Origin of the sequence: Chitinibacter bivalviorum (genome assembly GCF_013403565.1) — a bacterium.
GTDB classification, from domain to species: Bacteria; Pseudomonadota; Gammaproteobacteria; order Burkholderiales; family Chitinibacteraceae; genus Chitinibacter; species Chitinibacter bivalviorum.
The window spans coordinates 327,986-353,557 of sequence record NZ_CP058627.1 but is presented as its reverse complement, the minus strand read 5'-3'; the positions used below and the strand labels follow the sequence as shown (position 1 = coordinate 353,557).

Sequence of the window (25,572 nt, the reverse complement as noted above, 5' to 3'; positions counted from 1 at the left end):
TTACTTCTAAGCCAAATAAAATAAATACATTCAGACCAATACCCTACTCACCCCAGCGTTTCATCAGCTCATGCGGCACATCAAGCTGATCCAAAATTCTTGCCACAACAAAATCGACCAAATCACTCACCTGCGTTGGGTGATGATAAAAACCCGGATTAGGCGGCAAAATCACCACCCCTAGCCGCGCCAGCTTGAGCATATTTTCCAAATGAATCGCGGAGAATGGCGTTTCGCGTGGCACGATAATCAGTGTTTTTCGCTCCTTAATCATCACATCCGCAGCACGCTCCAGCAGATTATCCGACGCGCCATTGGCAATCGCAGAGAGTGCGCCCATGGTACAAGGCACCACAATCATGCCATCGCCCGGATTGCTGCCCGAAGCCATCGGCGCAAACCATTCTTGCTGGCCATAGACTTGCAGCTGCTCAGGATCAGCCAACTGATATTGCTCGCGGAGTTTTTCGGCCAAATCGGCGGCGCGCGATGGCCAATTTAGATCTAACTCTTGCTTAGCCACAATTTGCGCCACTTGCGTGTACACCAAGCGCACCTTGCAACCTGCGGCCAGTAAGCACTCCAAAGTGCGTATCCCGTACGGCAAGCCTGATGCGCCGGTAAAGGCCAGTGTGATGGTTTTACTCATAATTGCTCCGCAGACACTTTATGCCGCTCAGGATAAGCGCGTAATAATCGTTCGGTAATCACGCCATTAACAAAGCCAAACACCAAGGCCATGCCAGCCAGCAGCGGGATTAAATAGACAATCCCATTGTGCGGGATAAGCCAAAGTCGTGCCAATAGCAATTGCCCCGCCGTATGCCCCAAGGCTGACAGCAGGGAAATCGTCACCCAACCGAAATGTCGGCGCGGCAGATATTGGCACAATGCCAGCACCAGCAAACTGGCGATACCACCCGATAAACTCAGCGCAAAGCCAGGCGAGAAAATCCCCCCCAAGACAATGCTGGAACCAAAAATCCGCAGCAAACTCACCCAAGCAGCCGCTCGCCAGCCCATGCGCTCTAAGGCGATCAAAGTCACAATATTGGCCAAACCCGGCTTGACGCCCGGAATTGGCGATGGAATACCTGATTCCAGCACGGCCAAAACGATGGCATACGCGGCAAGACGCGCAATATACGCATCGCTAGGCTGCACTCGCAGCGCATGTTGTGAGGGCGAATTAGTAACTGAGGCTGTCATAAGGGCGAGGTTGATTGCCGATGAGCTCGATACTGGTTTGATTGGGTAGACAAATGGCGCTTTGCCCCGCTTGTTGCAGCCAACCAGCCTGCACGCAATATTGGCGTGGGCTAGGGTCACGAACGATACGAGCCCGACCCGTTGCGACCTCAATGACGGTATCGCCCAATGGCCCCGTGACATGCAGGGTATGGGACGCTTGTAAATCAAGCTCGGCAAACACTTTACCCGCCTGATAGATACGAACTCGCGTCGCTTGAGGTTGCGACCAGCTCCAAACCGTAATCAGCAACCACGCTGCAAGCAAAACGACAATACAAAGGGCATCACCCCATTTGAGCAGACGCCAAGAATCAGCGAGCATGCTGCTCGCGATGGCGCAACAAGACCTGACGCGAACGGGCAAAATGCCGCCGCAACTCTTCGGCCAAATAGACCGAACGATGCTGTCCGCCTGTGCAGCCAATGGCTACCGTCACATAGCTACGTTGATCGCGCTCGAACTCGGGCAACCAGCGCTCCAGAAAGCCCAGAATATGCGTCAGATAGGGGCCAACGCTTGCTTGGCGCATCAGAAAATCCGCCACAGGCTTGTCCATACCCGTCAATGGGCGCAGCGCCGGATCGTAATAGGGATTGGGCAAACAACGCGCGTCAAAGACAAAGTCAGCATCCAGCGGAATGCCATGTTTGAAGCCAAATGACTGGAAGATCAAGGTCAACTTAGCGCGATCGGATGCAATAAAATCACGAATCCAAATCCGTAATTGTGACGCAGATAAGCCACTAGTATCCATACAATGCCCGAGCTCGCGAATATCGCCCAACACCTCGCGTTCCATGGCAATGCACTCCGATACTGTGAGCTGGCCATTTGACAGTGGATGGCTGCGACGACTTTCCGAGTAGCGTTTAATAATGGTTTCATCGTTCGCTTCCACGAACAATAAACGCACATCCATGCCCAATTGCAATAAAGCATCCAGATGCTCAGGGAACGACGTCAGATTATGCGCACTGCGCGCATCAATAGCGATGGCCACCTTTGGGTAGCCATCACGATCGAGCATGGAAACCGCTTGTGGCAATAAAGGCGCAGGCAGATTATCGAGGCAGTAATAGCCTAAATCTTCCAGCGCACGCAAGGCCACAGACTTACCCGCCCCCGACATGCCCGATAAAATCACAACTTGCTGATGAGGTGAGCCAGACATTATTCACCCATCTCCATAAATTTCTGGTGTCGCTCGATAAACTCACGCGTTGAATCAATCCCACGCAGCTGCAAAATATAGTTTCGCACGGCAGATTCAACCAAAACCGCCAGATTGCGACCTGCGGCAACGGGGATGACAAGCTTACGAATCGGCACATCCAAAATGGCTTGGGTTGCCGCCTGCATTTGCAATCGATCGACTGGCGCCATCGACTCCCCACCTGCTTTGGCCAGATGGATAATCAATTTCAGCGTTTTTTTGGGGCGAACCGCGGTTTCGCCGAAAATGGTTCGAATATTCAATACACCAATCCCGCGCACTTCCAGAAAATCGCGCAGCATCGGCGGGCAACGCCCTTCCAAAGTTTCAGGGTTGGTGCGATAAACTTCCACCACATCATCAGCAACCAAGCCATGGCCGCGCGAAATCAACTCCAGTGCCAACTCTGATTTACCCATCGACGACTCACCCGTGAGCAGTACGCCGACTTCCAGCACATCTAAAAATACCCCATGTAGGTGTGTTGATACAGCCAAAGCCTTGCTTAGATAGTAGCGCAATACCTCCATTAAATATGGGGATTGCTCTGGGCTCGTCAGTAAGGGTACATGGTGACGCTCGGCAGCATCATGCAGAGCAGCGGGTACGATCTGGCCATTAGCCACAATCATCGCGGCCATTTCGCTGGCAAACAGTTGATTAAGGCTGCTTAGCTGTACATCGGGCGATAAATCATTGAGGTAAGCGACCTCGGCAATACCAAGGACTTGAATACGGTTGGGGTGAACGAAATTTAAGTGACCAACCAGCGATAGCGAAGGTTTTTGTTCGCTAGCGTCGTTGGATAACAGATTATTCGCCCCAGACTGCCCTGCCACCCAAGTGAGGCGCAGTTTTTCGGCATTATCGATGAATAATTGGCGGGCAGTGATTTGTGGCATAAGGCTCTCATGAACAGGCTGCCTGATAGGCAGGCTTCAATAGTAACGAGCCAGCATTTTTCCGTCCAGCCCAAGCAAATTAAGCGATCTCGGAACCGTAGGGCTCCCAATTGGCGATCCGCTCCCATACCTGATGTGGTTCGGGCAGGGTATTGAGTTCTTCGCGCAATTGCTTATCGGAAAAGAGTTGTGCCAATTCAGACAAAATTTGCAAATGCAGGTCGGTCGCATTGGCCGGAACGAGCAAAACAAAAATCAATGACACAGGTTTGCCATCAGGTGCATCAAATGGAATCGGCGTACTAAGGCGAACAAAAGCACCGGTCGCTTCTTTTAAGCCTTTAATACGACCATGCGGAATCGCTACGCCCTGCCCAAGACCTGTTGAGCCGAGTTTTTCACGGGCAAACAGGCTATCAAAAATCACGCTGCGCGCAATGCCATGGCTATTTTCAAACACGATACCTACATGTTCGAAAACGCGTTTTTTACTTCCGACGTCCAGATCTAAAAAAACATTGCTGGTCGGCAGAATTTTGGTAATCAGGCTCATGGTCTCAATCGCGGTCCTTATGGTCGGGGTATTGTACTTGCCTTCCCCGGAAACAAAAACGGGAACGACTCGCGGCGTTCCCGTTGTATTGCCTACGCAACGAATTATTCTTCAACCACCGCTTGGTGTTTGAGTGCTTCGCCACGATGTGCTGTTTGTTTTTCTTTGTGTTTAACCACTTGACGATCCAATTTATCCATCAGAACGTCAATTGCGGCATACAAATCTTCCTCAATCGCTTCAACGTGAATGTCTTTGCCGCTCACATGCACTGTGACCTCGGCTTTGTGCTGTAATTTATCTACCGAAAGAATCACCGTCGCATCAATCACATTGTCGAAATGACGAACAACGCGTTCGATTTTGCTAGTGACATACTCACGGATTGCTGGAGTAACTTCAAGATGATGACCGCTGATGTTGAGGTTCATATTATTGCTCCTTCGTTTTGATAGCCTTTACAGGCTTTTGCGCTGACTGGCAGGCGCTATATTTAACGCCTCCCGATACTTGGCCACGGTGCGCCGCGCTACTGCGACACCTTGCCTTGCGAGTTCTTCTGTTATAGCACTATCCGATAATGGTTTCTTCGGATTTTCTTGCTGCACCAGTTGTTTGATCAAAGCTTTGATCGAAGTGGCCGAGTTTTCACCACCACTTTCGTTTTCAACATGACTGCCGAAGAAGTATTTGTACTCCAAAACCCCACGTGGTGTCAGCATAAATTTTTGCGTTGTCACACGTGAAATTGTCGACTCATGTAAATCTAGTTCTTCAGCAATGTCGCGTAACACGAGTGGCTTCATCGCCACTTCACCATATTCAAAAAATGCTTGCTGCCGCGCGACAATGGCTTGAGCCACTCGTAAAATCGTACTACCCCGCTGTTCTATGCTTTTAATCAACCACCTAGCTTCTTGCAATTGCCCAGCCAAACTATCACCAGCATCCCCTTGCAACAATTTGGCGTAGATTTCATTGACTTTTAATTTAGGTTGGGCCGCCTGATTCAATTTCACAGTCCAACGACCACGTAATTTTTGCACTAACACATCAGGCACGACATAACGGGTCGTTTCGCCCCCCCAATTGGCGGCGGGACGTGGATTGAGTGTCCGTATCAATTGCTGCGCCTGACGTAATTGCTCTTCGTCACAATGCAATAACTTTTTGAGCTTGGTGTAATCGCGTAGCGCCAGCAATTCAAGACTAGATTCAATCAAGCGTTTAGCTAAATTTAGCACCTCTGACTCAGGGTAAACCTTGAGCTGAAGCAATAAGCATTCCGAAAGCGTTCGAGCTCCGACACCTAATGGTTCTAACTGCATTAAATACTGATGTGCAGTGAGTAACTCCTCGGGTTCCAATTCCAAATCGGCAATTAAATCGGCAGGTAGTTGCTCGAAAATTTCTTCCAAGCTTTGGGTCAGTAAACCGTCTTCATCAAGTGCCTCGATTAAAAGCGAAAGCAAGGCATGGTCGCGCTCGCTAATACCCAGCAGGCGAGCCTGGGCCAGCAGATGATCGCGCAACGATAGCTCGATGGGCACTCGCAGCGTAGGGTCATGCTCGTCATCATCATCAAATGATGCGCCGCTTTTTACATCGTCCCAGCGCAATCCATCCAGTTCTTCGGAAGCGGTATCATTGGACTCGGTAACAGACTCGATCACTTCGCCCGCATCGCCCTCAGGCTCGTCACGCTCGAGTAATGGATTGTCGGCTAAGTACTGATCTAATTCCTGATTAAATTCAAGCGTGGAGAGTTGCAGCAGCTTAATCGACTGCTGTAATTGGGGCGTTAAATTGAGCTGCTGCGACATGCGCAGCTGCAGGGATTGCTTCATATATCCAGCTACGGCAAAAAAACTACATGCGGAAGTGTTCACCCAGATAAACGCGGCGAACTTCTTCATTATTGACGATTTCAGCGGGTTTTCCAGCGGTCAATACCGCACCTTCTGAAATGATATAGGCACGATCACAAATACCCAGCGTTTCGCGAACGTTGTGATCGGTAATCAGTACCCCAATGCCCCGCTCTTTGAGAAAGCCAATAATACGTTGGATATCGATCACCGCAATTGGGTCTACCCCAGCGAAGGGTTCATCCAGCAAGACAAACTGCGGATTAGACGCCAAGGCGCGGGCGATTTCTACCCGACGGCGCTCACCACCTGAGAGGCTCATGGCATTGCTATCGCGCAAATGTGCGACGTGCAAATCATGTAGCAGTAAATCAAGCCTATCGTTGATTTCAGTTTTATCGCTGTAATGCAACTCCAAAACCGCTTTGATGTTTTCGGCCACCGTCATTTTGCGGAAGATCGACGCCTCTTGCGGCAAATACCCCAAGCCCAAGCGCGCCCGTTTATGAATCGGTAATTGGCTGACATCAACGCCATCGAGCTCGATCATGCCCTGATCCATTTTGACCAGGCCGACAATCATGTAAAAACTCGTCGTTTTACCGGCACCATTAGGGCCCAACAAACCAACGACTTCACCGCTGCTGACTTCGAGCGAGACATCGCGCACAACGGTGCGCTTTTTATAACTTTTTTGTAAATGCTGCGCTTTTAAAGTGGTCATTTACTGGCTTCTTTCTTTTTCGGCATCAGGGTAATGTTGACACGACCACCTGTTTTACTTTGCGCTTGGTAGTATTCGGTGTTCATGTCGTAGGTAATGGTATCACCTACCACCATATCTTGATTGCGCTTCACCCAAGCCTTGTCGATCAAGGTCATCAGGCCTTTACCGCCGTCATAATCAAAACGCAGAGATTCAGCGTCGAGCATTTCACCCGTATCCAGCTTTTGCTTAAAGCGGACAGGACGCCCTTCGCCTTGAGCAAATTGATTACCTTTTTCATCTTGCCGAGTCGTTAACTTATCAGCGCGCAGCACCAGCGTACCCTGCGTCACAACCACGTTGCCGACGCAGACACTTTGCTGTGTTTTTTGATCCAAGCTGCAATTATCAGCCGTGATATTCATCGGCTTTTCACGGTCAGCCGTTTCAGCGCCAGCGTTATTGACGAGGAGCAGAGCCAACAAGGGCAATACGAGCGGTCGGAACATAGGTCATCTTTACTTGAGATTTAAGAACTAAGGTTTGTGCGACATTATCCGCGACAAAACCCACTGCTTCGGCATGATGCGGGCCCATATCGGCCACCACAGGGGCATCGGAATGGGCTTGCTGTGTACCTTGATCGATTCGAATGTCACGCCCGTGCACAATTAATTCAGCTTGCTCGCCAAAAGGCGCACGGCGCAAGGTCGTTTCATCATAAAACCAGACCTGAGACGCCTTCAAAATGCTTTTCCCACGCACACCAACTACCGTAATAGTCGGTTTTCCTGGCTCGGTTTGGATCAGCTTGGGCTGGGTAAACAGCATCGTATCTTGCGTTGGAATATGCGTGACTTCACTGGCAATCAGTTCGGAACGCTTGCTGCCCATTTCATCGTAACGCATCAAAACACCATGCGTCGCAAATAAATCAGGCAAATTAGGGTCGGTTTTCTCTTCCACCGCCGCATCCATCGCCACCCGACTCAATGACCAGATCAGAGCGCCGACCATCAACAGCAACATCAGCGGCAAGGTCAATATGGTTAAACTGCGCAAAATCTGGCCCTATTGCAAATACGGTGCCAAAGCGGCATCCAGCGTGCCTTGGCTTGCCATGATTAATTCACACACTTCACGTACTGCACCATGTCCACCCTGACGGCCCGTGACATAGTGGGCGTTCTGTTGCACCAATTCAGGCGCAGCGGGTACCGAGGCCGCAAATGCCACGCGGCGCATGACAGGCAAATCAATCACATCATCGCCCATATAGCCGCACTCTTCGGCCGTGACGCCAACTTTTGCAATCAAAGCCTGAAAAGACGCCAATTTATCGTGCGCACCTTGGTAAACGTAATCGATCCCCAAATTACGGGTACGGTGCTCCAGTAAGCGCGACGTGCGCCCCGTAATAATGGCCAATTTAACACCGCTGTTTTGCAACATTTTCATGCCATGGCCATCGAGCGAATTGAACGCTTTCATTTCTTCGCCAGAATCGGAAAAGTACAAGCCGCCGTCGGTCATCACACCGTCAACGTCAAAGATCATCAATTTTACTGTTTTTGCGCGTTCTGTCATTATTTACCACCCACATGGGGTATATCATTCAAATCCAATGCCTAAAATGATTTGGGGGACATACCCAATCAAACCACCCTAGCCTTTAATAAATCGTGCATATTCAAAGCACCGACCAGCTGACCATTTTCTAGCACCAGCAAGCCATTAATTCTGCGCCCTTCCATCACTGCAGCCGCCTCCGCCGCCAAGCGCTGAGCCTCTATGGTAGCAGGATTACGTGTCATCACCTCAGACACCTTGGTTGCGCGTAGGTCTACATCGCGATCCAAAGTGCGGCGTAAATCACCATCGGTATACACGCCTTGCAATTGGCCAGCCGCATCCACTACCGCAGTCATGCCCAAGCCTTTGCGACTAATTTCCAGCAAGGCATCACGCAAAGGCATGGTTTCCTGCACGACAGGCAGCTTATCTCCCGCATGCATCAAATCACGCACATGCACCAACAGACGACGCCCTAAGCTTCCGCCCGGATGCGACAAGGCAAAATCATCGGCCTGAAAACCCCGAGCCTCCAGCAAGGCCACAGCCAGCGCATCCCCGAGCGCCAAGGCCGCCGTCGTACTCGCAGTCGGCGCCAAATTCAGTGGGCAAGCCTCTTCGGCCACGCCAGCGTCCAAATGCACATTCGCCTCTTGCGCTAAAGTCGATTGTGGCGCGCCCGTCATCGAGATAATCGGCACTGCAAGGCGCTTTAAGCTAGGCAGGATAGCCAGCACTTCATCGCTTTCACCCGAGTTGGACAATATCAGCACCATATCTTGGCGCGTAATCATCCCCAAATCACCATGTGCAGCTTCACCGGGGTGGACAAAAATAGCAGGGGTACCGGTACTGGCCATGGTGGCGGCAATTTTGCGCGCAATATGACCTGATTTACCCATTCCCATAACGACCACTCGCCCTTGGCAAGCAAGGACAAGCTGGCAGGCCTGCTCAAACAAACCATCATCCAGACGAGCGCCGATCGCTTCGATGGCTGCTGCTTCCATGGCCAAAACACGACGAGCAGTTTGATGTGCACTTTGCATGAACAAGGCATCGCTAGGAAAAATTGAGACTGGATTATAAAAGAGCGCGGCGCGATGTAACAGCGGCGCGGTATAAATAGCATTTGCTTCGGTTATACTTACATCAAACAATCTGCTGTTTTGCAGCACTCGTCCCAATTTATCACATTGAAACAGCTAAACTAAAAGCACTTACCCCACAGGGCACTCTCGCGCAGCATGGATTCAATTTTAAAAAATCTTCTCTTTTTATTGGCGACCGCCGTATTAACGGTCGTACTGTGCCGCAAAATCAAGCTACCACCGATGCTCGGCTATTTGGTGATTGGTATTTTTATTGGCCCACATGCCCTAGGGATCATTCCTTCCAGTGAGGAAGCGATTCACCTAGCTGAGTTTGGCGTCGTATTTCTGATGTTTACCTTGGGGCTGGAATTTAATCTGGCCAAACTCAAGGCCATGCGCCGCATTGTATTTGGCCTTGGCCTGAGCCAAGTATTGAGTGTACTCGCCTTGGTGGGCGGCGGCGTCATGCTGCTCGGTTTAAGCTGGCAAGTGGGCTTGGCTTTAGGGGCGGCCATGGCCATGTCATCAACCGCCATGGTGTCCAAATTACTCACCGATCGCAACGAATTAAATGCGCCCCATGGGCAGAATGCTTTTGGGATTTTGCTATTTCAAGATCTGGCCGTTGTGCCGTTCCTGATTATGATCCCCGTTTTGAGCCAACCAGCCGAACAATTAGCCGCTTCATTGGGCTTTGCCGCACTCAAAATCATTGCAGTCCTGACATTACTGCTGTGGCTAGGCCAAAAATTAATGCGCCCTTGGTTTAATTTGGTTGCTCGCCAGCACTCCAGCGAATTATTCATGCTCAATATTTTGCTCACGACGCTGGGCATCGCCTGGATGACTGAATTAGCGGGGCTTTCTTTGGCCTTGGGCGCGTTTTTAGCCGGCATGTTGATTGCCGAAACAGAATATCGCTATCAAGTCGAAGACGACATCCGACCTTTCCGCGATTTACTGCTGGGTCTATTTTTTGTCACCGTGGGCATGAATCTGAATTTTGCGATTCTACAAACACAATGGCCTTTAATTTTGGGCCTCGTCATGGTGCTCGGCCCAATCAAAGTTTTGGTTATTGCGGGGCTGGCACGTCTATTTGGCAACTCGGCAGGCACTTCATGGCGCACGGGTTTTGCACTTGGGCAAGGCGGAGAATTTGCCTTTGTTTTGCTCGCCTTGGCTGCGGGACAGCATCTCATGCCCGCAACTCTGCTACAAAGCACGATCGCGGCGATTATTGTTTCGATGATGATCACGCCATTCTTAATTCAGCACTCCGACAAATTGGTATTGCGCCTAGCCAGCTCGGAATGGATGAATCTGGCAGCCAATTTGCACCAGATCGCCGTGCGTAGCATGGCCAATAGCGGGCACGTGATTCTGTGCGGTTACGGCCGCAGTGGTCAGTCATTAGGTCGCATTTTACACGCGGAAAATATCACTTTTTTTGCGCTCGATCTCGACCCAGAAATGGTCCGCGAAGCGGGTGCAGCGGGTGAATCGGTGGTTTTTGGCGACGCCGCCAAACGCGAGGTACTGATCGCGGCGGGTCTAATGCGCGCCCGCGCCTTGATTGTGACCTATGCAGAAACCCATTCTGCGATGAAAATTTTAGAAGTCGTACACCAATTGCGGCCAGAGCTGCCGGTGATTGTGCGCACGCAAGACGATAGCGATATTGATTTACTCAAAAACGCTGGCGCGGCTGAAGTGGTCGCAGAAATCATGGAAGGCTCGCTGATGCTGGCCTCACACACCATGATGTTATTGGGCGTTCCGCTCAATAAAGTCGTGCGTCGCATCCGTGAAGTACGCGAAGCACGTTATCAGCTCATACGCGGATTTTACCGCGGGATACACGAAGAAAACGAGGATGGTGACCGCCACCAACCTCGCCTGCATACCGTACAGCTGACGCAAAATGCCTATGCTATCGGCTATACCATCGGTGAATTAAAGCTAGAACAATTGCGCGTCGAAGTACGCAGTATCCGACGACGTAATCAGCCGGCTGTACAACCAAGCCAAGATTATCAGCTGCAAAATGGCGATGTCGTAGTATTACTTGGCGAACAGGAAGACCTAGCGGCGGCAGAAATCTTACTGCTGCAAGGCAATTAACCATGCTTCGCTCCAGCCGCAGAGCATCCCTTGTCGGTTTCTGTTGAATCGCTGCAATACAATCAGCCTATGCTTTTGCACTTTTTGAGCAACAAGCGGCAGCACCGCCGCGAACAAATAGTTTCGAAGTCAGCGAGCTGAATACCCCCGCACCGTATAGACCCCAAGTAAAAATCCAGCAACATATTAAAGCAAATACCCCACTAACGACGGTTAAACTTAGGGCGTTTACCGACCTGAACTGTCGTCTCGACTTGCTGTCCTTGTCGCACATACACCATCGGCACTGACTGCTCAGGTTTAAGGGCGGCGATAATATCGAGCATTTTGGCCGAGTTAGTGACCTCTTTGCCATCGATGCTCAGTAAGAGATCGCCGGGTCGAACGCCAGCATTAGCCGCCGGGCCATTGCGCACCACGCCGGCAATCAAACTGCCTTTGACGTCTTTTACCCCTAGCGACGTAGCCAAATCGGCAGTCAAATCTTGCACTTCAACGCCAAGCCAACCGCGCGTTACGCTGCCGTCTTTAATCAGCGCTTCCATAATTTGCTTCACCGTGGTCGCCGGAATCGCAAAACCAATTCCCAAAGAGCCACCAGTTTTGGAATAAATCGCGGTATTTATCCCAATCAGATTACCGCGCGCATCGACCAATGCCCCACCCGAATTACCAGGATTGATCGCAGCGTCAGTTTGAATGAAATTTTCAAAGGTGTTGATGCCCAACTCGGAACGGCCTAAAGCGGAAATAATCCCCATCGTCACCGTCTGACCGACGCCAAATGGATTACCAATAGCCAAGACCACATCACCGATTTCCAATTTTTCAACATCAGCAAAGCTGATCGCTGGCAAATTGGGTAAATCAATTTTAATCACAGCAATATCGGTGTCAGGGTCGCTACCGATCAATTTGGCCGAAGCAGTGCGCCCATCTGCCAAGGCCACTTCAATTTCGTCGGCGGCTTCAACAACATGATTGTTTGTAACAATATACCCTTGCTCAGAGACCAAGACGCCAGAGCCCAAACTTGACGGTCGTTGCGCCTCATCACCCCTGCCGCCTTGTCCACGTTCGCCAAAAAATTTCCGCAACACAGGATCATTCAAGAAAGGGTTGCGCACTTGGCGCGCTTCTTGCGCGGTATAAATATTCACCACCGAGGGCTTGGCTTTTTTCGCGGCCTGACTGTAGGAAAACTCTGCGGGGGCAGAGGCTACGGCCTGAGTTTGTTTGAGAGTAACCACCGGCGTTGGCGGTGCAACTGGCATACGCCATTCGGGCTTAAGTAAAGTCACTAAAAACCAGATCGCCAGACCGATCGTGGTGGTTTGTGCGAAAATGAGCCAAAGTTTTTTCATAGTGCGTTTATCTTTATGCCAATTCAACGTCAAGAGTTAGAAAATTATATCGGACAACTGCTTGCAGTGACACGATTCAAAGATTACGCCCCAAATGGCCTACAAGTCGAAGGGCGTGAACAGATTAGTAAAATTGTGACGGGTGTCACCGCCTCGCTCGCCTTGATTGAAGCAGCCATCGAGCAAGGTGCCGACGCGATCTTGGTTCATCATGGCTATTTCTGGAAAGGTGAAGACCCCACCATCACCCGCACCAAAAAACAACGCATTGCCAAATTACTACTCAACGATGTCAATTTGTTTGGCTACCACTTGCCACTCGATGCTCATGAAACGTTGGGCAATAATGCGCAATTGGCGCAAAAACTCGGCCTGATTGGCACGGCTCGCTTTGGCGAGCAAGAATTGGCATGGCTGGGCGAATTGCCCGTCCCAATGTCACTAGACACCTTTAGCCAGCACATAGGCTTGCAACTAAAACGGCCAGCATTAACGCTCGGCGATATGAATAAAACCATTCGCAATGTCGCCTGGTGCACCGGCGGCGCACAAAGCTATTTCCGCGAAGCCAGCAATATGAATATTGACTGCTTTATTACCGGCGAAGCCTCCGAATTTGTTACGCACTTAGCCAATGAAAGCGGCGTTGCTTATATTGCAGCGGGCCATCATGCGACCGAACGTTATGGTATTGCTGCACTAGGTAAACATCTGGCTGAAGAATTTGGCCTTGAGCACATCCACCTTGATTTGGATAACCCCGTATGAAATTGAATTTCACCTCACTGCTCACAATGGGTATTTTGAGCTTTCTGTGCGTCGGCTGCGCAACGCAGTCCCCGCCCGAGCCCACCAAACCTGTCGTAAATGTGCAACCAAGTTATCCGAGCGCAACCATTGTCGGCCGCAGCAATAAAACCATCATGGAAGACATCATTCGTTACCGTAGCAGCAAAGGCATGAAAATACGGTCACGCTCAGCCAATCAAATTGAATTTATGTCGGCGGTCACTAAAGCGAATATTCCGACCGAGGCTAGAATTCAGTATTCATTGATGCAAACACCGCAAGGTTGGAAATTAACCGCGCGTGTTTATCAAATCAGCTACCCTTCAAGCAAAAATGAAAAAGTAGAAGACATTACCTTGAGTGTTGCCGATAAATTAAATGAAGAATTAGCGCGCTACGTCACCAATTAGACTCGCTTTTGAACTTTATTTTTCAAAATGGTCGCTAAGACGCCTCAATGCGCTTTAAGTTCCATGGTGCTTTCGGGTAGAATTTGGCGGTTTCCGATATTGCGTTCCTACAAATCAGGGATTGGGTTATGAGTGAGCAGCAAATAGATAATAGCAAGCGGCGATTTTTAGTCGTCGCTTCCAGCGCAGTAGGCGCTGTTGCGACAGCTGGTGTGGCGATTCCGTTCGTCGCCAGCTTCTTTCCTTCCGAGCGCGCAAAAGCAGCGGGTGCCCCTGTTGAAGTGGACATCAGCAAACTCGAGCTAGGCCAAAAAATTACCGTCGAATGGCGCGGCAAACCTGTTTGGGTGGTAAAACGCACCCCAGAGATGCTGAAAGACTTAGCGAAAAACGATCCTAAACTCGTAGATCCAAAGTCTAATGCCAGTGAACAACCAGAGTATTGCCATAACGCAACTCGCTCGATTAAACCTGAAATCTGGGTTGCAACGGGTGTTTGTACTCACTTGGGCTGTTCGCCAACTTTCCGTCCTGACTTGGCGCCTGCTGATTTGGGTCCGGATTGGGTGGGTGGCTTTTACTGCCCATGTCATGGCTCCAAGTTCGACTTGGCGGGTCGCGTCTTTACCGGCGTACCAGCACCAGTCAACTTGGTTATCCCTCCGCACAAATACCTCACCGACGCAACCATTCTGGTCGGCGAAGACAAATAAGGGGCTAAGTCATGAGCAATCAACAACAAGGTTTACCGGAAAAGGTACTTGGCTGGGTGGATGAGCGTTTCCCGCTCACCAGCACCTGGAAAGCACACGTTTCCGAATACTACGCACCAAAAAACTTTAACTTCTGGTACTTCTTCGGCTCATTGGCCATGCTGGTTCTGGTTATCCAGATCGTCACCGGCATTTTCCTGACCATGAACTACAAGCCAGATGGCAACTTGATCCCTGGTACCAATATTTCGGTGGCCTTTGCATCGGTTGAATACATCATGCGTGATGTGGCAGGTGGCTGGATCATCCGCTACATGCACTCAACAGGTGCATCGATGTTCTTCGTTGTGGTGTATCTGCATATGTTCCGTGGCTTGATCTACGGCTCATACAAACAACCACGTGAACTGGTTTGGGTATTTGGTACCTTGATCTTCCTGATCTTGATGGCTGAAGCTTTCTTGGGCTACTTGCTGCCTTGGGGCCAAATGTCATTCTGGGGCGCTCAGGTTATTGTGAACTTGTTTGCATCAATTCCAGTGATTGGTCCTGACCTGTCAGTGCTGATTCGTGGTGACTTCGTGGTCTCTGATGCAACGCTGAACCGCTTCTTTGCGCTGCACGTGATTGCTGTACCTTTGGTATTGCTGGCGCTGGTTGTTGCTCACTTGGTTGCATTGCACGAAGTGGGTTCTAACAACCCAGATGGCGTTGAAATCAAGAAAAACAAAGATCCAGTGACACACATCCCACGTGATGGGATTCCATTCCACCCCTACTACACCGTTAAAGACATTTTCGGCGTAGCGGTGTTCTTGGCTGTGTTCTGCGCGATCTTGTTCTTCAAACCAGAAATGGGCGGCTTCTTCTTGGAGCATCCAAACTTCGACCCAGCTGATGCGCTGAAAACACCACCGCACATTGCTCCAGTTTGGTACTTCACACCGTTCTACGCGATTTTGCGTGCGATTCCATCGTTCCTTGGCACCCAAGTTTGGGGCGTATTGGGTATGGGCGGTGCAGTGGTACTGATCGCCTTCCTGCCATGGCTTGATCGTTCACCGATCAAATCGATCCGTTATCGTCCAACGAGCTTCAAAGTGATGTTGGTGCTGTTCCTGATTGCATTCATCGGCCTGGGTATCTTGGGCGCAATGCCATCGACCAATGTTCGCACCGTGATTGCTCAGATTCTGTCATTTATCTATTTTGCTTTCTTCTTGGGTATGCCTTTCTATACCAAGAACGAGAAGCCTTGCACGCCAGTACCTGAGCGTGTGACGTTCTCAACGAGCAAACAGCAAATGATGTTCCTGGTTTATGTTGCCATTGCAATTGGCGGCGCATACCTCTTTGCAAATCTGGTTTAAGGAGACAGCCATGAAAAAAACACTCGCTAGCCTCCTCGCCATTGCCTCTTTGGCTTTAGCTGGCCAAAGCTTCGCTGCCAGCGAAGGCGTTCATTTGGACAAAGCACCGATTGATCCAAGCAATGCAGAAAGCCTGCAGCGTGGCGCGCAAACTTTTGTGAACTACTGCTTATCTTGTCACGGTGCGGCTGTAATGCGTTACAACCGCCTGCAGGACATTGGCCTAACCGAAGCTCAGATCAAAGCTAACTTGATGTTCACCACCGATAAAGTGGGCGATCAAATGAAAGTAGCGATGGCAGCTAAAGATGGCAAAGCTTGGTTCGGCGCCACACCGCCTGATCTGAGCTTGATTGCGCGTTCGCGTGGCACAGATTGGCTATACACTTACCTGCGTTCGTTCTACCGTGATGAAACTCGTCCAACGGGCTGGAACAACTTGGTATTTGATAAAGTCGGTATGCCACATGTACTGTGGCAATTGCAGGGCGAACAAATTCTTGAAGTGAAAGGCGAAGGCCCTCACGCAGAAAAAACGCTCAAACTGGTTAAACCAGGCACTTTGACTCGCGGCGCAGAAAATGGCACGTTCGATAATCACGAATACGATCAACGTGTAGGTGACTTGGTGAACTACCTGTCATTCATGGCTGAACCAGCTCAAGTAAAACGCGAACAAATTGGTTATGGCGTTTTACTGTTCTTGATCTTGTTCCTGATCCCGATCACTTACTTGCTAAAGAAAGAATTTTGGCGTGATGTGCATTAAGATCGCGTAACTCAGCAAAAGGGCGGATTCTCCGCCCTTTTTTATTTCTATGGGTATATGCCTAAATACCTTCAAGCACAATCACTTCAGGCCAATACCCCACAAGTCGCTGAACAAGCCCCGCAACAGCCCCCAACCAACAAACAGACAATTATCCATTACAAATCAATATCTTATCGGTGTTTTTATAGCTATTGCACTGCAATATCATTACAATTGCGGCTATTGTTTTACAACCCACAAAGGACTTAAACGCCATGATGAAGTTGTACTCTGGTACTTCCTGCCCATTTAGTCACCGCTGCCGTATTGTGCTATTTGAAAAAGGCATGGATTTTGAGATTCTGGACGTGGATATCCACAGCAAGCCAGAAGACTTGGCCATTATGAATCCGTACAACGAAGTACCTGTCTTGGTTGAGCGTGATTTGCAGCTGTATGAGTCAAACATCATCAACGAATACATTGATGAACGCTTCCCGCACCCACAATTGATGCCAGCAGATCCAGTGATGCGCGCCCGCGCACGCTTGATGCTGTTTAATCTGGAGCGTGAATTATTCATCCACGTTAAAACACTGGAAGACAGCAGCGCGAAGAAAACCGCGGTTGAAGCAGCACGTGTCGCTATTCGCGATAATTTGACGCAAATTGCTCCGATCTTTACCAAGCAAAAATTCATTATGGGTGAAGAGTTCTCAATGCTGGACGTTGCAATTGCACCACTGCTGTGGCGCTTTGAACACTACGGCATTGAAGTCACCAAAGGCCTGGTGCCTGTGATGAAATACGCTGAACGTCTATTTAGCCGTGAAGCATTTATCGATTCATTGACCGCCAATGAAAAAGCAATGCGCAAATAAGCAACATCCAAGACCCCTTTGCAGGGGTCTTTCGCTTTGTGCCGTGGCTGCTACATCAAAGTAATGTAAGCCTGCTACAATAGAAACATATTATTTTTTGCGGGGCCGACCATGCAAACTGTATCGACCAAACCGTACTTATTACGCGCCATTCACGAGTGGTGTTCCGACCAAGGCTTCACGCCCTACATCGTCGTGGCCGTGCGTGGCAAAATGCATGTGCCGATGGAATATGTAAAAGGCGGCGAAATTGTCTTGAATGTCAGCTACAACGCGTGTCGCAATCTCGTCATAGCCAATGACTTTGTGAGCTTCTCAGCACGCTTTAATGGCGTTTCCCGCGATATTGAGATTCCCGTAGGCGCGATCATTTCAATCTTCTCGCGTGAAAATGGCGAAGGCATGGGTTTTGAATATGAAGGCGTGGATGGCGAACCAGAAAGCGCACCGGAATCTAGCAATCACCCAGATGAACCGCCGCAAGAGCCCCCTCCTCGCCCAAGCGGTCGCCCGCAATTACGCGTGGTGAAATAGGCTCAGCAATGATCCGATTGCCCAAAATAAAAAAAACCCGCTCATTACAGCGGGTTTTTTCATAAAGCCCAACGAATTAGACTTCTTCGCTCGCTTCATCTTCGGCAGACAACATCGCCGACTCTTCCTGCGCTTTGACTTTTTCTACACTCAGCCGCTGCAATACAGCAGCAAAGAAGGCATCGGTTTGATGTTGTTGTGGTGTTAGTTGCAAAAACTCATCCGCCAATTCAATCTCTACTCGCTCTTTGGCCAACAGCTCACGCGCATCCAGCAATTGAAAATCTGGATGAGCCGCCAGAAATTCGCGCACAATACCCTGATTTTCGCTTTGCAAGAAACTGCATGTCGCATACACCAAACGACCACCATTTTTCACCAGTCGTGCCGCTGACTTCAAAATAGCGCGTTGTTTCTCATTTAATTCCGCAACGCTTTGCGCTGACTGGCGCATTTTCAGGTCAGGATTGCGGCGTAAAGTGCCCATTCCCGAACAAGGCGAATCCACCAGTACCACATCCATTTTGCCGGCTAGACGTTTGATTTTTTGATCCGTTTCTGACGCAATCAATTGCGGATTCACATTGGACAAACCAGAGCGTGCTAAACGTGGTTTCAAATTAGCGAGACGCTTTTCCGACACATCAAAGGCATACAAGCGGCCCGTGTTTTGCATCATTGCGCCCAGTAGCAAGGTTTTGCCACCCGCACCTGCGCAGAAATCAGTCACCATTTGGCCACGTTTCGCACCAGACAACAGGCCCAACAATTGACTACCTTCATCTTGTACTTCAACGCGACCTTCAATAAAGCATTTGTATTTATTAATCGCGGGCTTGCCTTCAACCCGCAAGCCCCATGGCGAATAGGGTGTTGGGGTCGTATTAATATCGCCAACGGCTTTTAATTCGGATGCAACGGCATCACGCTTAGCTTTAATCCCATTCACGCGGATATCGAGCGGCGCGGCCTGCAGCATGGCTTGACCCATCGCCAAAATGGCGGCTTCGTCTTTGCCTTCGGCGAGCATGGCATCCACCAACCACTGGGGCATGGCTGCGCGAACGTTGAGTGGCGCGTCTCGTAGCGCCATACCCTTCATGGCACCGGCGCGCTCCTTGTCTTCATCGGTAAACACCGATGGCAACTCACGGACATTCAAATGCTTGATTCGCGTAAAAAACGCCAACAATAATTCACGGGTACTTGCTAAGCGTTCATTCGTACTACCCGCCAACCATTCAAGCTGTGGCAAGTGGCGCAAAATGCCAAACACGGTCTCGGCAATGACCGCACGATCTTTTGGGCCTAAGTCCTTGTTTTCACGAAAATGGCGCGAAACAACCGCATCGGCAGGCGCATTAAAGCCGAGCGCAGAATTCAAAATATCTAAAGTGGCGGATAATTGCTTTGGTGTCATACATACTCTCTTTATTCAATCCGCCAACTTGTGTTGCCGGAGCAATTGCATGAGTGCAATTGCGTTTTCCTGCCCATCGCCCGCTCATGCGAACCTGATATGGACATCATTTTTCCAACTGATCATCGGCGTGGCTGCTGCCGCGCCCCCGGATCAATCGTCTCTAATACTTTTTTCCCATCTAGGCTTAGATTGTAGGCCGATAAATCAAAGCGGCCATACTTTTCGGTATGAATAATCATCCGAACTGGTAGATTATTCCAATCGGGCGCCAGCCAGAAATCGGCTTGATTGCTATTGCCTTTTGCTGCCATCAGCAAGGCGGTCATTTCATGCTCACCCACTTTAATCGGTGCTTCACCTTTAATGGCGTAGTGAACATGGGTGTAACGCTTTTTGCCCGTAAAAACCGACATTTCGTATTCAGGCTGCGCCCCGCCCATCAGCGCCAAATGCAACGCGGCCGACATCACATCTTGATCGCCGGGCTCAAATGATTCAACGGTGATCTGACCTTTATTATTGATGGTTGCCTGCATGGTCGCCCAATCAAACTTAACTTCGTTTTTGGGTACATCTGGTCCATTGGAAATATCAGCAAAATACTCCGGCATCACCCCTTCTTTACCGATCCGACCACGGCTAATAAAACGCACGCCCATCGGAAGCACTTTCAGCTCTAAATCGTAAGCATTATTGCTTAGCTTCCAATTCAAATAGGCGGTCACCACCGCATAGCGATATTCAATCTGCACTTCCTTAGGGAAACGCTGGGCAGCACTGTGATTGATCTTGGTTGCGGCCGATGGGCCACTCGCACGTGCAACTCGGCTGGCACTCATGCTATTTGGCGCAGAGGCAATGATCGCAGTAGCACTTGATGCACTCGAAGCACTAGTAGCAAGCGCATTTTGCACCAGCGGTGCACTCGCGGTTGCAGAGGCCATCTGTGCTGCAAGCGCCGCTTCACTGGCCACGGCGGGCGCACTTGCTACTGGAGCGCTGGCCAACACGGTACTCGCAAGCCGTTTTCGCTTTGGTGCCGATGCTTTGACGGGCTTCGGTGCAGGCTGCGTCAACGGCTCGACCTGCAAAAACACCACCTGCTTTTCGGCCGGTTTGACGTTTTTGAGCTCGGTGAGCGGGTCGTCTTCGGCTAATTGTTGGCTTTGCAATTTACGCTTGGTTTCTTTGGCCTTAGGTTCTTCTTTTTTGGTTTCAGTCATCCATAAATAGACTGGCTCACCCAGTACTGCGACTACATGCAGCACGAGCGAAAGCAATAAAGCCGACCAAAAAAACCAGCGCACTGCTTTCATCTTAGCAAGTCGGGCTTTGAATAAATGGTTGATCACTTGCGGTTTGCAGCAAACTCACCTTGCCCGCAGCTATACGCAGTTGCCCAGCCACAAACCATGCCACCGCTTGCGGATAAAGCTGATGTTCATGCACCAAAATGCGTGCAGCCAAAGTGTCCGCCGTATCTTGATCAAGCACAGGCACCGCAGCTTGCGCGATGATTGGGCCATGATCGAGCTCCGCCGTCACAAAATGCACGGTACAACCTGCCAGTTTCACGCCCTCGTCAATCGCACGTTGATGCGTATTCAAGCCGGTAAATGCAGGCAACAAGGACGGGTGAACATTGATCAATCGATTGGCGTAGTGATTGACAAACCCAGCCGTCAAAATGCGCATAAAGCCCGCCAGCACGACCAAATCAGGCGCATAAGCATCGATCAGCTCAACCAAAGCGCCATCAAAGCTTTCCCGATCGGCAAATTGCTTATGATCGAGCACTGCTGTTTGAATGCCGCGCTCAGCCGCCCACGCCAAACCCGCCGCATCTGGGCGATTGGAAATCACCGCGGCGATATGTGCGCCAGCAATCTGGGCATTCACAATCGATTGCATATTACTGCCACGGCCGGAAATCAGAATAACAACGTTCTTCATGCATCAATCCATGAGGGTATATGCGTCAAGCCCATATACCAAAATATATTCAGAGCAATACCTTATCTTGGTATTTGCGAGTCTATAAAAACAAAAAGCGAGGTCATTGACCTCGCCTTTTTCAGACTAACGTCAATTATGCGACTTGGGTCTGGTGCTCATCACCCACACGAGCGCGAACAACGCCGAGCTGGTACACAGTTTCACCTTCAGCTTGCAGCAACGCAGTCGCAGCAGCAGCATCTTCAGCGGCCATGATGACAACCATACCTACGCCACAGTTAAATGTTTTGTACATTTCTTGTTGCGCTACATTGCCTTGCGCCTGCAACCATTGGAACAACTTTGGCATCGTCCAGCTAGCGCCATCAATTTGCGCCACGACATTTTCTGGCAATACACGTGGTACATTTTCAGTAATGCCGCCACCAGTGATGTGCGCCATGCCTTTGACCGTCATAGTTTCCATGAGTTTCAACAGCGGCTTCACATAAATACGTGTTGGCGCCATAACGACGTCACCCAAGCTCTTACCACCATCAAATTCAGCCGCGTAATCGGCATCAGCAAGATGCAAGATTTTGCGAATCAATGAGTAGCCATTCGAATGCGCGCCGTTCGATGCCAAACCGAGCACTACGTCGCCCGCTTTGATGTCTTGGCCGGTAATCACTTTAGATTTTTCAACCACGCCAACTGCAAAGCCAGCCAAATCGTATTCACCCACTGGGTACATGCCTGGCATTTCAGCCGTTTCGCCGCCAGTTAATGCGCAACCCGCTTGCTCGCAACCTGCTGCAATGCCTTTGATCACTTCAGTCGCGCTATCGACGTCCAGTTTGCCGCAGGCAAAATAATCGAGGAAGAACAATGGCTCGGCGCCTTGCACCAAGATATCGTTCACGCTCATGCCCACCAAGTCGATACCCACGGTGTCGTGGCGATTCAACTCGAATGCCAATTTCAATTTAGTACCCACACCATCAGTGCCGGAAACAAGAACTGGCTCTTTAAATTTCTTGCTGATTTCAACCAGCGCACCAAAACCACCGATGCCACCGAGCACTTCGGGACGCATTGTGCGCTTGGCAAATGGTTTAATATTTTCAACGAGCTGGTCACCAGCGTCGATATCAACACCGGCATCGCGGTAGCTCAGACTTTGCTTGAGATTTTGGTCGCTCACGGGAAAGGCCTCGTAGTGGGCGGCGCTGTAGGTTAAAATAAGCGCCAGATCTGCTAAACGTGGCATTTTATCGCATTTAGCCGCGTCTGTTGATCTTAGTTTTCGGATTAAATCGATGTCAAAGCAAGCCTTTAATGCCAAGACCCGCCCTCTTACTCGCCCGATAAGGCACACAACGTGATTTCTTGCTCGCAACGCACCTAAATGAAGCAATTACTTTTAGATTTATTGTTACCCGCCCCACGCACATTTGATGATTTTGTGCGCGGAGAAAACGCCGAACTGCTCTTTCAACTTGGGGAGTGGGCGCAGGGTGACGTGCGCGCCTTGTATATCTGGGGCGAAAGTGGCGCGGGTAAAAGCCATCTTTTGAGCGCGAGCGAAGCCAAATTAGATCACACCAACCCAGTCTACTTTGTGAATGCGCGCGAAGAAATGCTACCCCAGCAGATTGAAGGCAATGCCGCATTATTGGTCGATAACGTGGAAAGCCTCGATGCCGAGCAGCAAATCGCGCTGTTTGATCATTACAATACGCTACGTGAAGGCGGCGGACGGATTTTGGTGAGCGGCACTTTGCCCCCGATGCTGCTGGCCTTACGTGATGATTTAACGACCCGACTGGGCTGGGGCTTGGTGTATCAGCTCAAATCACTGTCAGACGAAGATAAAATTGCCGCATTACAACGCCGCTCTCGCCATCTTGGGTTTGAGCTACAGCATGACTTGGGCGAATACTTACTCAATCACGCCGCACGCGATTTACCCAGCCTCTATTTCCAACTGGAACAGCTCAATCAGTTGGCGCTGTCGCGACAAAAGCAGGTGACACTCAGCCTACTGCGCGACAGCCTCAAGCAAAATACTACACCTAGGTATTAAGTCAAACCCCATTCAGCATCTAGATTTCAGGGCAATACCACCATATGAAAATTACTTTGCCCTGATAAAGACCAGCAGTCAGTGGTGGCAATGTAATTGATAGCCGCGGGATCACCATTCGTTCTCATACTACCGGTATTCCACACCCCGTCATCCATCGCTCGATCGAGCGCACACACCAGACGCGGATCTGACTGCGGCACCCCGGGCAAATCCAGCCAAGTTCCCGCTTTGGCGACCGCACCGCCCGCCGATAAAGTGCCATCCCACAAGCCCCAATCCTGACCAAAGACACTGCGGCGATCTGCTGATTGCAAAATATTAGTGCGATCAATCAACAACACCCAAAAAGCGGCCTGCTCATTACCCGTTAAGCGCCCATTGCGATTCGCCGCGCTATAACCTGCACCACCAGGCATGCATTCCGCCACCGATGCAGGCGAAGCGTTCACACAACCATCCCCGGGGAAAAAGCCATATTTCTCATAGAAAATATTGATCCCAGAAATGATTTTATTGTATTGCACCTGAAGGTTTTTCACTTTGGCACCGTCGATCAGATCTTTCCCCTTAAACGCCATTCCCAAAATTAGACCAATAATCACCAGCACAATCGCCAGCTCGACCAAAGTAAAACCTGACTGCTTTAATTTCATTTTGCAACTCACCCTTATGGCATCACTTTCATCAATACATTCGCCTGACCCGACAAACTCCAACAATCACTGGCGGTGGTATAGGTATTGCTCGTTGAGGCATACGGAGGCGTCGTTGCTGGGTCACCATCACGCACAATACCCGTATTCGAACTGCCATCATCCATCAAACGATCTAAAGCGCAAATAAAGCGCATATCGGCATTGGCCGCGCCCTGAAAATCCAGCCACAAAGCATTTGAGCGATTCCAAACCGTCCAATCCTGCCCCAGCACACTACGTCGATCGGTACTTTGCAGGATATTGGTGACATCAATCAGCAATACCCAGAAGGCGGCAGCTTCATTGCCATTATCAATCAACCCATTGCGGGTACCATTGCAAGCAGCAACTGACGCTGGCGTTGCGCTTGGACAGCCGTCACCAGGGTAGAACCCATATTTCTCATAAAAGATATTGATGCCAGCGACAATTTTATTGTACTGCGCCTGCATGTTTTTGACCTTGGCGCCGTCGATCAGGTCTTTCCCCTTAAACGCCATGCCCAAAATCAGACCAATAATCACCAACACAATCGCCAACTCAACTAGCGTAAAGCCTTTTTGCTTCATACCTACCCCCTAAAAAAATACCCCTTGAGCAAGGGGTATTTTCACTGCAACCATGAATTATTAAGGCAACACACGAATACCCATTGAGACCTGCCCAGACAATGACCAACAATCCGCAGTGGCCGAATAAACCCCACCACTTCGAACAATACCTTTATCCGGCGCACCATCATCCATCAATCGATCCAAAGCGCAGACAAATCGAATATCGGCAGCGGCCGTATTAGTGCTGGTTAAAGTTATGTAATTCGTATTTGCGGCGAAATTCGCCACGGTGTCAGCGGAATTTGACATCACCCACGGTTGCCCAAATACGCTTTGGATATCAGCATTGGTAAGAATATTAGCGTTTTGCAATAAGCGCATAGAAGCAGCTACTTCATCTGCAGTATTTAACAATCCATTGCGCGTTCCTGGTGCACTACACGTTGCCGCGCCGCCTTCTGCTGGAGTGGTTGCAACAGTACAACCATCACCAGGGTAGTTGCCGTATTTCTCGTAGTAGATATTAAAAGCAGCGACAATTTTATTGTACTGCGCCTGCATATTTTTGACTTTGGCGCCATCGATCAGGTCCTTACCCTTAAAGGCCATCCCCAAAATCAGGCCAATAATGACTAATACAATCGCCAGCTCAACCAGCGTAAAACCTTGTTGTTTATTTTTCATCTCGACCTCTCAATTGCGAACTGGCATTGCGAATATTAGCCATTGCTTGTAAGCATAGAGGGCAAATATTTCATTAACAAGCATATCGGTATGAAC

30 protein-coding genes are annotated in these 25,572 nt (G+C 49.9%); 9 read left to right on the top strand and 21 right to left on the bottom strand.

What is annotated here, in order from left to right; genetic code table 11:
• Positions 1-43 precede the first annotated feature (43 nt).
• From HQ393_RS01620 to HQ393_RS01560, 13 genes are all read right to left on the bottom strand, one after another.
• A complete protein-coding gene (locus HQ393_RS01620; protein WP_179357130.1) occupies positions 44-649 on the bottom strand; it encodes a flavin prenyltransferase UbiX in 606 nt (201 codons plus the stop codon).
• Positions 646-1,209, bottom strand: coding sequence for a Gx transporter family protein (locus HQ393_RS01615; protein ID WP_179357129.1), 564 nt, complete (start codon positions 1,207-1,209; stop codon positions 646-648). Before HQ393_RS01615 ends, HQ393_RS01620 begins: the two co-directional genes overlap by 4 nt.
• The gene (locus tag HQ393_RS01610; protein WP_179357128.1) at positions 1,190-1,573 is read right to left on the bottom strand and encodes a NusG domain II-containing protein; all 384 of its coding nucleotides are present in this window, start codon (positions 1,571-1,573) and stop codon (positions 1,190-1,192) included. The genes HQ393_RS01615 and HQ393_RS01610 overlap by 20 nt, the downstream gene beginning before the upstream one ends.
• Positions 1,563-2,423, bottom strand: coding sequence for an RNase adapter RapZ (gene rapZ / locus HQ393_RS01605; RefSeq protein ID WP_179357127.1), 861 nt, complete (start codon positions 2,421-2,423; stop codon positions 1,563-1,565). The genes HQ393_RS01610 and rapZ overlap by 11 nt, the downstream gene beginning before the upstream one ends.
• A complete protein-coding gene (gene hprK / locus HQ393_RS01600; RefSeq protein ID WP_179357126.1) occupies positions 2,423-3,367 on the bottom strand; it encodes an HPr(Ser) kinase/phosphatase in 945 nt (314 codons plus the stop codon). Before hprK ends, rapZ begins: the two co-directional genes overlap by 1 nt.
• Before the next feature lie 79 nt (positions 3,368-3,446).
• On the bottom strand, positions 3,447-3,920 hold the full coding sequence (locus HQ393_RS01595; RefSeq protein WP_179357125.1) for a PTS sugar transporter subunit IIA: 474 nt from the start codon (positions 3,918-3,920) through the stop codon (positions 3,447-3,449).
• Positions 3,921-4,024: 104 nt separating this feature from the next.
• Positions 4,025-4,351 carry a ribosome hibernation-promoting factor, HPF/YfiA family gene (hpf, locus tag HQ393_RS01590; RefSeq protein ID WP_179357124.1) on the bottom strand — a complete coding sequence of 109 codons (327 nt, stop codon included), beginning with the start codon at positions 4,349-4,351 and terminating at the stop codon, positions 4,025-4,027.
• A 27-nt stretch (positions 4,352-4,378) separates the two neighbouring features.
• The gene (locus HQ393_RS01585; protein WP_179357123.1) at positions 4,379-5,767 is read right to left on the bottom strand and encodes an RNA polymerase factor sigma-54; all 1,389 of its coding nucleotides are present in this window, start codon (positions 5,765-5,767) and stop codon (positions 4,379-4,381) included.
• Between the two features lie 22 nt (positions 5,768-5,789).
• Complete coding sequence (lptB, locus tag HQ393_RS01580) at positions 5,790-6,512, bottom strand: LPS export ABC transporter ATP-binding protein (RefSeq protein WP_179357122.1); 723 nt, start codon at positions 6,510-6,512, stop codon at positions 5,790-5,792.
• Positions 6,509-7,003, bottom strand: coding sequence for a lipopolysaccharide transport periplasmic protein LptA (gene lptA / locus HQ393_RS01575; RefSeq protein ID WP_179357121.1), 495 nt, complete (start codon positions 7,001-7,003; stop codon positions 6,509-6,511). The genes lptB and lptA overlap by 4 nt, the downstream gene beginning before the upstream one ends.
• Positions 6,954-7,556, bottom strand: a complete 603-nt coding sequence (gene lptC, locus HQ393_RS01570) for an LPS export ABC transporter periplasmic protein LptC (RefSeq protein ID WP_179357120.1) — start codon at positions 7,554-7,556, stop codon at positions 6,954-6,956. The genes lptA and lptC overlap by 50 nt, the downstream gene beginning before the upstream one ends.
• A gap of 9 nt (positions 7,557-7,565) precedes the next feature.
• Positions 7,566-8,081, bottom strand: coding sequence for a 3-deoxy-manno-octulosonate-8-phosphatase KdsC (gene kdsC, locus HQ393_RS01565; protein WP_179357119.1), 516 nt, complete (start codon positions 8,079-8,081; stop codon positions 7,566-7,568).
• Positions 8,082-8,149: 68 nt separating this feature from the next.
• Entirely contained in the window at positions 8,150-9,115 is a 966-nt protein-coding gene (locus HQ393_RS01560) for a KpsF/GutQ family sugar-phosphate isomerase (protein WP_179357118.1), read from the bottom strand.
• A 198-nt stretch (positions 9,116-9,313) separates the two neighbouring features.
• Between HQ393_RS01560 and HQ393_RS01555 the strand changes: the two genes are divergently transcribed.
• Entirely contained in the window at positions 9,314-11,284 is a 1,971-nt protein-coding gene (locus HQ393_RS01555; RefSeq protein WP_179357117.1) for a monovalent cation:proton antiporter family protein, read from the top strand.
• A 203-nt stretch (positions 11,285-11,487) separates the two neighbouring features.
• On the opposite strand, the gene HQ393_RS01550 is transcribed toward HQ393_RS01555, so the two are convergent.
• Positions 11,488-12,648, bottom strand: coding sequence for a Do family serine endopeptidase (locus tag HQ393_RS01550; RefSeq protein WP_179357116.1), 1,161 nt, complete (start codon positions 12,646-12,648; stop codon positions 11,488-11,490).
• A 15-nt stretch (positions 12,649-12,663) separates the two neighbouring features.
• Between HQ393_RS01550 and HQ393_RS01545 the strand changes: the two genes are divergently transcribed.
• From HQ393_RS01545 to HQ393_RS01515, 7 genes are all read left to right on the top strand, one after another.
• Positions 12,664-13,416 (top strand): Nif3-like dinuclear metal center hexameric protein, encoded by a 753-nt coding sequence (locus tag HQ393_RS01545; RefSeq protein WP_218871255.1) that lies wholly within the window; start codon positions 12,664-12,666, stop codon positions 13,414-13,416.
• On the top strand, positions 13,413-13,847 hold the full coding sequence (locus HQ393_RS01540) for a hypothetical protein (protein ID WP_179357115.1): 435 nt from the start codon (positions 13,413-13,415) through the stop codon (positions 13,845-13,847). The genes HQ393_RS01545 and HQ393_RS01540 overlap by 4 nt, the downstream gene beginning before the upstream one ends.
• A gap of 128 nt (positions 13,848-13,975) precedes the next feature.
• Complete coding sequence (gene petA / locus HQ393_RS01535; RefSeq protein ID WP_179357114.1) at positions 13,976-14,560, top strand: ubiquinol-cytochrome c reductase iron-sulfur subunit; 585 nt, start codon at positions 13,976-13,978, stop codon at positions 14,558-14,560.
• An 11-nt stretch (positions 14,561-14,571) separates the two neighbouring features.
• Positions 14,572-15,930 carry a cytochrome b gene (locus HQ393_RS01530; protein WP_179357113.1) on the top strand — a complete coding sequence of 453 codons (1,359 nt, stop codon included), beginning with the start codon at positions 14,572-14,574 and terminating at the stop codon, positions 15,928-15,930.
• 10 nt (positions 15,931-15,940) lie between these two features.
• Complete coding sequence (locus HQ393_RS01525; RefSeq protein ID WP_179357112.1) at positions 15,941-16,699, top strand: cytochrome c1; 759 nt, start codon at positions 15,941-15,943, stop codon at positions 16,697-16,699.
• 257 nt (positions 16,700-16,956) lie between these two features.
• Positions 16,957-17,562 (top strand): glutathione S-transferase N-terminal domain-containing protein, encoded by a 606-nt coding sequence (locus HQ393_RS01520; RefSeq protein ID WP_179357111.1) that lies wholly within the window; start codon positions 16,957-16,959, stop codon positions 17,560-17,562.
• 111 nt (positions 17,563-17,673) lie between these two features.
• Positions 17,674-18,096 carry a ClpXP protease specificity-enhancing factor gene (locus HQ393_RS01515; protein ID WP_179357110.1) on the top strand — a complete coding sequence of 141 codons (423 nt, stop codon included), beginning with the start codon at positions 17,674-17,676 and terminating at the stop codon, positions 18,094-18,096.
• Positions 18,097-18,172: 76 nt separating this feature from the next.
• Here the strand turns inward: HQ393_RS01515 and HQ393_RS01510 are convergent, their stop codons facing one another.
• From HQ393_RS01510 to purM, 4 genes are all read right to left on the bottom strand, one after another.
• Positions 18,173-19,516 carry an RsmB/NOP family class I SAM-dependent RNA methyltransferase gene (locus HQ393_RS01510; protein ID WP_179357109.1) on the bottom strand — a complete coding sequence of 448 codons (1,344 nt, stop codon included), beginning with the start codon at positions 19,514-19,516 and terminating at the stop codon, positions 18,173-18,175.
• 122 nt (positions 19,517-19,638) lie between these two features.
• Positions 19,639-20,826, bottom strand: coding sequence for a DUF3108 domain-containing protein (locus HQ393_RS01505; RefSeq protein ID WP_179357108.1), 1,188 nt, complete (start codon positions 20,824-20,826; stop codon positions 19,639-19,641).
• Positions 20,827-20,836: 10 nt separating this feature from the next.
• A complete protein-coding gene (purN, locus tag HQ393_RS01500; RefSeq protein ID WP_179357107.1) occupies positions 20,837-21,472 on the bottom strand; it encodes a phosphoribosylglycinamide formyltransferase in 636 nt (211 codons plus the stop codon).
• Between the two features lie 136 nt (positions 21,473-21,608).
• Positions 21,609-22,631 carry a phosphoribosylformylglycinamidine cyclo-ligase gene (purM, locus tag HQ393_RS01495; protein WP_246307990.1) on the bottom strand — a complete coding sequence of 341 codons (1,023 nt, stop codon included), beginning with the start codon at positions 22,629-22,631 and terminating at the stop codon, positions 21,609-21,611.
• Positions 22,632-22,862: 231 nt separating this feature from the next.
• Between purM and hda the strand changes: the two genes are divergently transcribed.
• The gene (gene hda / locus HQ393_RS01490; RefSeq protein ID WP_179357105.1) at positions 22,863-23,540 is read left to right on the top strand and encodes a DnaA regulatory inactivator Hda; all 678 of its coding nucleotides are present in this window, start codon (positions 22,863-22,865) and stop codon (positions 23,538-23,540) included.
• Between the two features lie 26 nt (positions 23,541-23,566).
• On the opposite strand, the gene HQ393_RS01485 is transcribed toward hda, so the two are convergent.
• Genes HQ393_RS01485 through HQ393_RS01475 form a run of 3 tightly spaced genes read right to left on the bottom strand, consistent with a single transcriptional unit; the run spans position 23,567 to position 25,476 of the window.
• Entirely contained in the window at positions 23,567-24,196 is a 630-nt protein-coding gene (locus HQ393_RS01485) for a type II secretion system protein (protein WP_179357104.1), read from the bottom strand.
• Between the two features lie 14 nt (positions 24,197-24,210).
• A complete protein-coding gene (locus HQ393_RS01480; protein WP_179357103.1) occupies positions 24,211-24,807 on the bottom strand; it encodes a type II secretion system protein in 597 nt (198 codons plus the stop codon).
• A 60-nt stretch (positions 24,808-24,867) separates the two neighbouring features.
• Entirely contained in the window at positions 24,868-25,476 is a 609-nt protein-coding gene (locus HQ393_RS01475; RefSeq protein ID WP_179357102.1) for a type II secretion system protein, read from the bottom strand.
• Between the last annotated feature and the right edge of the window lie 96 nt (positions 25,477-25,572).

Coding starts and splice junctions, on each gene's coding strand:
- HQ393_RS01620 (WP_179357130.1), bottom strand. CDS start 649: ATGAGTAAAACCATCACACTGGCCTTTACCGGCGCATCAGGCTTGCCG.
- HQ393_RS01615 (WP_179357129.1), bottom strand. CDS start 1,209: ATGACAGCCTCAGTTACTAATTCGCCCTCACAACATGCGCTGCGAGTG.
- HQ393_RS01610 (WP_179357128.1), bottom strand. CDS start 1,573: ATGCTCGCTGATTCTTGGCGTCTGCTCAAATGGGGTGATGCCCTTTGT.
- rapZ (WP_179357127.1), bottom strand. CDS start 2,423: ATGTCTGGCTCACCTCATCAGCAAGTTGTGATTTTATCGGGCATGTCG.
- hprK (WP_179357126.1), bottom strand. CDS start 3,367: ATGCCACAAATCACTGCCCGCCAATTATTCATCGATAATGCCGAAAAA.
- HQ393_RS01595 (WP_179357125.1), bottom strand. CDS start 3,920: ATGAGCCTGATTACCAAAATTCTGCCGACCAGCAATGTTTTTTTAGAT.
- hpf (WP_179357124.1), bottom strand. CDS start 4,351: ATGAACCTCAACATCAGCGGTCATCATCTTGAAGTTACTCCAGCAATC.
- HQ393_RS01585 (WP_179357123.1), bottom strand. CDS start 5,767: ATGAAGCAATCCCTGCAGCTGCGCATGTCGCAGCAGCTCAATTTAACG.
- lptB (WP_179357122.1), bottom strand. CDS start 6,512: ATGACCACTTTAAAAGCGCAGCATTTACAAAAAAGTTATAAAAAGCGC.
- lptA (WP_179357121.1), bottom strand. CDS start 7,003: ATGTTCCGACCGCTCGTATTGCCCTTGTTGGCTCTGCTCCTCGTCAAT.
- kdsC (WP_179357119.1), bottom strand. CDS start 8,081: ATGACAGAACGCGCAAAAACAGTAAAATTGATGATCTTTGACGTTGAC.
- HQ393_RS01560 (WP_179357118.1), bottom strand. CDS start 9,115: ATGCAAAGTGCACATCAAACTGCTCGTCGTGTTTTGGCCATGGAAGCA.
- HQ393_RS01555 (WP_179357117.1), top strand. CDS start 9,314: ATGGATTCAATTTTAAAAAATCTTCTCTTTTTATTGGCGACCGCCGTA.
- HQ393_RS01550 (WP_179357116.1), bottom strand. CDS start 12,648: ATGAAAAAACTTTGGCTCATTTTCGCACAAACCACCACGATCGGTCTG.
- HQ393_RS01545 (WP_218871255.1), top strand. CDS start 12,664: ATGCCAATTCAACGTCAAGAGTTAGAAAATTATATCGGACAACTGCTT.
- HQ393_RS01540 (WP_179357115.1), top strand. CDS start 13,413: ATGAAATTGAATTTCACCTCACTGCTCACAATGGGTATTTTGAGCTTT.
- petA (WP_179357114.1), top strand. CDS start 13,976: ATGAGTGAGCAGCAAATAGATAATAGCAAGCGGCGATTTTTAGTCGTC.
- HQ393_RS01530 (WP_179357113.1), top strand. CDS start 14,572: ATGAGCAATCAACAACAAGGTTTACCGGAAAAGGTACTTGGCTGGGTG.
- HQ393_RS01525 (WP_179357112.1), top strand. CDS start 15,941: ATGAAAAAAACACTCGCTAGCCTCCTCGCCATTGCCTCTTTGGCTTTA.
- HQ393_RS01520 (WP_179357111.1), top strand. CDS start 16,957: ATGATGAAGTTGTACTCTGGTACTTCCTGCCCATTTAGTCACCGCTGC.
- HQ393_RS01515 (WP_179357110.1), top strand. CDS start 17,674: ATGCAAACTGTATCGACCAAACCGTACTTATTACGCGCCATTCACGAG.
- HQ393_RS01510 (WP_179357109.1), bottom strand. CDS start 19,516: ATGACACCAAAGCAATTATCCGCCACTTTAGATATTTTGAATTCTGCG.
- purN (WP_179357107.1), bottom strand. CDS start 21,472: ATGAAGAACGTTGTTATTCTGATTTCCGGCCGTGGCAGTAATATGCAA.
- hda (WP_179357105.1), top strand. CDS start 22,863: ATGAAGCAATTACTTTTAGATTTATTGTTACCCGCCCCACGCACATTT.
- HQ393_RS01485 (WP_179357104.1), bottom strand. CDS start 24,196: ATGAAATTAAAGCAGTCAGGTTTTACTTTGGTCGAGCTGGCGATTGTG.
- HQ393_RS01480 (WP_179357103.1), bottom strand. CDS start 24,807: ATGAAGCAAAAAGGCTTTACGCTAGTTGAGTTGGCGATTGTGTTGGTG.
- HQ393_RS01475 (WP_179357102.1), bottom strand. CDS start 25,476: ATGAAAAATAAACAACAAGGTTTTACGCTGGTTGAGCTGGCGATTGTA.